Below are 4,822 nucleotides of genomic sequence, written 5' to 3' on the forward strand. Positions count from 1 at the left end.
CTGCGACCACTTGACCCCCAGTCAAGTGCGCTACCAAACTGCGCCACAGCCCGGTGCCGCCGACGAACAGCCACGGCAGGCCGAAAGCCTACCGCACCGGACCGCTCGATGATCCATGATCGGGTGTGGTGCCCAACCCGGCCAGCACGATCAACGCCACCTGGGAGACGGGCACGTAGCACCCTAGCCGGATCACCGGGCCTTCCTCCTCTCCCGCACCCGCACGTCGATCCGGATCGGGCTGCCCTCGAATCCGAACGTCTCCCGTAGTCGTCGCTCCAAAAACCGGCGGTAGCCGGCCTCCAGAAAGCCCGTGGTGAACAACACGAACGTCGGCGGGCGCGCGATGGCCTGGGTGGCGAACAGCACCCGCGGCGCCCGACCACCCCGCGCCGGCGGCGGTGTCGCGGAGATCACCTCGTTAAGCCAGGTGTTGAGCCGGCCGGTCGAAATCCGGGTGTCCCACGACGCCAACGCCGCTTCCAGCGCCGGCACCAACTTCGCTACCGCGCGGCCGGTTTTGGCGGAGACGTTCACCCGCTGCGCCCAGCCCACTCGCGGCAGGTCGCGATCGATCTCGCGGTCCAGCAGGTAACGCCGATCCTCGTCGACCAGATCCCACTTGTTGAACGCCAACACCAGCGCCCGGCCCGCCTCGATCACCATCGACAACACCCGCTGGTCCTGCTCGGTCAACGGCACCGACGCGTCGATCAGCACGATCACCACCTCGGCGGCCTCGATTGCGCCGTGAGTGCGCACCGAGGCGTAGAACTCGTGCCCACTGGCCTGCCCGACCTTACGGCGCAGCCCGGCGGTGTCGACGAAACGCCAAACTTTGCCGTCTATTTCGATCAGCGAGTCCACCGGGTCCACGGTCGTGCCGGCGACATCGTGGACCACCGAACGCTCGTCGCCGGCCAGCTTATTCAGCAGAGAGCTTTTGCCGACGTTGGGTTTGCCAACCAGCGCCACCCGCCTTGGGCCACCGCCGCCGCCCGCTGCCTCGGCGACCACCGGCAGCGCGGACACCACCTCGTCGAGCAGGTCGGCCACGCCGCGACCGTGCAACGCGCTGACCGCATACGGCTGCCCGAGGCCCAGTGACCACAGCGCTGCGGCGTCGGATTCGCCCTTCTCGCCGTCAACCTTGTTGGCGGCCAAAAACACCGGCTTGCCGGAGCGGCGCAGGATACGGGCGGCGGCCTCGTCGCCGGCAGTGGCACCGACCGTCGAATCCACCACCAGGATCACCGCATCGGCGGTACGCATGGCCACCGACGCCTGCTCTGCCACCAGTTGCTGCAACCCCTTGGCGTCCGGCTCCCAGCCGCCGGTGTCCTGAACGACGAACCGGCGACCGGTCCACAGCGCGTCGTAGGACACCCGGTCGCGGGTCACCCCGGGCAGATCCTGCACCACCGCCTCACGGCGGCCCAGGATCCGGTTGACCAGTGTCGACTTGCCGACGTTCGGCCGGCCCACCACCGCCACCACCGGTGGCGGCCCAGAGCCCTCAGCAAGGCTCTCGGCGTCTTCGCCCGGTTCCCAGTCACTTTCGTCGACCCAGGTGCCGTCGGAATCCGGGGGGCTCACCGCACCGCTCCGGTCCGTTGCTCGACCAACTCCCGTAGACCGGCGACCACCTGAGCCTCGGTCATCTCGCTGGTGTCCACCACTACCGCGTCGTCGGCGGCGCGCAGCGGCGACAGAGCGCGGGTCGAGTCCAGATGATCACGACGGCGCACCTGCGCCAGCACCCGGTCGTAATCATCTGCGCCACCGGCGGCAATGTTCTGCTCGTTGCGCCGTCGTGCCCGAGTCTCGGCCGAAGCGGTCAAGAAGATCTTCAGGTCGGCGTCGGGCAGCACCACCGTTCCGATGTCGCGGCCCTCGACCACCACGCTGCCCGGGCCGACAGCCAGGTCGCGCTGCAGGCCGACCAGCCGGGACCGTACCACCGGCACCGCAGCCACATCCGACACCGCACGGGCAACTTCGTCACCGCGGATCTCGGTCGAGACATCCTCCCCGCCAAGGTAAGCGCGATCTTCGGCGGGATCACAGCAGACGGAAAGCGAAACCTTTTTCGCTGTGTCCCCGATCGCTGCAGTGTCGTTCAGATCGATCCCAGCCCGCAGCACCGCCAGGGTGACAATTCGGTACATCGCTCCAGTGTCTAGGTAGCGTGCCCCTAGCGTGCAGGCCAATCGCCTTGACACAGAAGATTTTCCGGTGCCAGCCGGGCCGTCCACGGCGATGACGATCCGCCTCACAGCCCGACCGCCTTGTACAGCTCCCCGACCTCCTTGCGCCCCAGCACCCGGATACTGCCCGGACGCTGCTCCCCCAACGACACCACACCGATGTCGGTGCGCACCAACGCCTGGACTTCAAAGCCGACCGCGGCCAGCAGCCTGCGCACAATGTGCTTGCGCCCCTCATGCAACGTCAGCCGCACCAGCGTCTTACCCGGTACGGCGTCGACCACCGCGAAGTCGTCGACGTGGGCTGGGCCGTCGTCGAGTTCGACGCCGCTGCGCAATCGCTTGCCGAGTCCGCGCCGCACCGCTCCGCGCACGGTCGCCAGATATGTCTTCGGCACCGAATAGGACGGGTGCATCAGCCGGTGTGCCAACTCGCCATCGTTGGTCAGCAGCATCAGCCCCTCGGTGTCGGCGTCCAGGCGCCCCACGTGAAACAGCTTCGCGTTGCCGCGGACCCGATGCTCGATCAGGTCACCGATGCACGGCCTGCCACGGTCGTCTGACATCGTCGAGTGCATGCCGCGCGGCTTGTTCAGGGCCAGATACACCAGCGTGTCGTCGACCGTCACCCGCGCACCGTCGACACGGATCACCGCGGCCGTGGGGTCGACCCGGGTGCCCAACTCGGTGACTGTCCGCCCGTTCACGTCGACGCGGCCGTCGACGATCATCTTCTCGGCAGCCCGGCGCGACGCAATCCCAGCCTGCGACAACACCTTTTGCAGCCGGATGCCCCCGGGCTGGCCGGGCTCGGCCATTAGTCGCGGTCCACGTCGAACGACAGCGGTTGATCGGCGACAGCCCCGCCGCCGAGTTTTATGAAACGCGGCTCACTGTCCAGCGACTCGCTGAGATCATCGATCACATCGACATCGGGAAGCAGCGGGGCGATATCGGGCAGATCGGCCAATGACGACAATCCCAGCCGCTCCAAGAAGAGCTCGGTGGTCGCGAACGTCACCGCGCCGGTGTCCGGGTCCGTGCCGGCCTCGGTGATCAGCCCCCGCGCCAGCAGGGTGCGCATCACCGCGTCCACGTTCACCCCACGCACCGCGCTGACCCGGGCGCGGGTCACCGGCTGGCGGTAGGCGACCACCGCCAGCGTCTCCAACGCGGCGCGGGTCAGCTTCGATCGCGCGCCGTCCAGAAGCAAGCGCTCAACATAGGGTGCGAATCGGGCGCGGGTGTACATCCGCCACCCGCCGCCGGCCTCCCGGAGGTCGATGCCGCTGTCCCGTTCGGTCAGTTCGTCGGCCATCCCCCGTAGCTTCGCCGCGATCCGGTATACCGGCTGCTCGGTGGCAGCGGCCAACGCCTCCACGGTGATCGGAGCATCCACCACCAGCAGCAGCGCTTCTAGCACCGCGGCCAACTCGGCGTCGTCGAGCTCGGGCGCGGTGGCGACGTCGATACCCAGGTCGGGATCGGGCGCTTCGTCGGTCACGAGAGGGCGTCTGCTTTCATAAGATCGTCATCGGCCGGACGTTCTCCGGTCCACGAAACCTGGAGCACACCAAGCGGTTCTGACTGGTCGAATGCTACCGCCCGTACCCGGTACAGTTCGAGCAGCGCCAGGAAGCGGCCGACAATCTCGATCGGCCCCTGGCAGTCGGCGACCAGCTCGGAAAACGACGCCCATCGGCCGGTCCCCCGGTCCTCCAACAGCGACAGCAGCCGGACGGCCTGCTCGGGCACCGACACCATCACCTCGTGCAGATGCTCGGTGGTCACCGTCGGCACCGGCCGCGGCGTGAACGCGATCGCCGCGATCTGGGCGAACCGGTCGGCATCGACACCCAGCATCACCTCGGGCAGCAGGTTGGCGAACCGGCCCTCCAGGGACACCGCCCGCGGATAGCTGCGCAGCGCGGCCACCTCCAACTCCGCGAACATCTCCGCAACGTGCTTGAACGCTCGATACTGCAGCAGCCGCGCGAACAGCAGATCGCGAACCTCCAGCAGCGCCAGATCCTCTTCGTCCTCGACGTGCCCGGCGGGCAGCAGCCGCGCCGCTTTCAGGTCGAGCAGTGTCGCGGCGATCACCAGAAACGCCGTCGTCTCCTCCAGGCCCAGCCGCTGGCCGATCTCCCGGGCGTAGGCGATGAACTCGTCGGTGACCTCGTGCAGCGCCACCTCCGTGACGTCGAGGCGGTGCGCGAAGATCAGCTGCAGCAGCAGATCGAACGGTCCCTCGAAGTTGGTCAGCCGAACCTGGAAGCCGTCTGGCGTGGCCGTGTCGGGACTTCTCACGCGCCGAATCGGTCGATGACTTCACGGGCCAGCGCGCGATAGGCCTGGGCGCCGCCTGACTTCGGCGCCCAGGTGGTGATGGGCTCTCCGGCGACACTGGTTTCCGGGAAACGCACGGTGCGGGTGATGACGGTGTCGAACACTAGGTCGCCAAAGCGCTCCAGCACCCGGGCCATGACTTCGCGGGAGTTGACCGTGCGCGGCTCGTAGCGGGTGACCAGGATGCCGCCGATCGTCAGCTTCGGGTTGAGCCGGTCGCGCACCTTCTCGACGGTGTCGGTGAGCAGCGCCAGCCCGCGCAGCGA

6 protein-coding genes are annotated in these 4,822 nt (G+C 68.0%); all 6 read right to left on the reverse strand.

Going from position 1 to position 4,822, the window contains the following annotated elements:
• Nucleotides 1-192: 192 nt before the first annotated feature.
• Nucleotides 193-1,596 carry a ribosome biogenesis GTPase Der gene (gene der, locus AC2VOP_RS10390; protein ID WP_486960881.1) on the reverse strand — a complete coding sequence of 468 codons (1,404 nt, stop codon included), beginning with the start codon at nt 1,594-1,596 and terminating at the stop codon, nt 193-195.
• Nucleotides 1,593-2,276 (reverse strand): (d)CMP kinase, encoded by a 684-nt coding sequence (gene cmk / locus AC2VOP_RS10395; RefSeq protein ID WP_486960882.1) that lies wholly within the window; start codon nt 2,274-2,276, stop codon nt 1,593-1,595. Before cmk ends, der begins: the two co-directional genes overlap by 4 nt.
• A complete protein-coding gene (locus AC2VOP_RS10400) occupies nt 2,273-3,025 on the reverse strand; it encodes a pseudouridine synthase (protein WP_486960883.1) in 753 nt (250 codons plus the stop codon). The genes cmk and AC2VOP_RS10400 overlap by 4 nt, the downstream gene beginning before the upstream one ends.
• Entirely contained in the window at nt 3,025-3,711 is a 687-nt protein-coding gene (gene scpB, locus AC2VOP_RS10405) for an SMC-Scp complex subunit ScpB (RefSeq protein WP_486960884.1), read from the reverse strand. The genes AC2VOP_RS10400 and scpB overlap by 1 nt, the downstream gene beginning before the upstream one ends.
• Nucleotides 3,708-4,517 (reverse strand): segregation/condensation protein A, encoded by an 810-nt coding sequence (locus AC2VOP_RS10410; RefSeq protein ID WP_486960885.1) that lies wholly within the window; start codon nt 4,515-4,517, stop codon nt 3,708-3,710. Before AC2VOP_RS10410 ends, scpB begins: the two co-directional genes overlap by 4 nt.
• Nucleotides 4,514-4,822: ParA family protein (locus tag AC2VOP_RS10415; protein ID WP_486960886.1), on the reverse strand; the 309-nt coding region annotated here is incomplete at its 5' end. The genes AC2VOP_RS10415 and AC2VOP_RS10410, both read right to left, overlap by 4 nt.

The sequence above is a fragment of the Mycobacterium sp. TH-M106 genome (assembly GCF_057473765.1).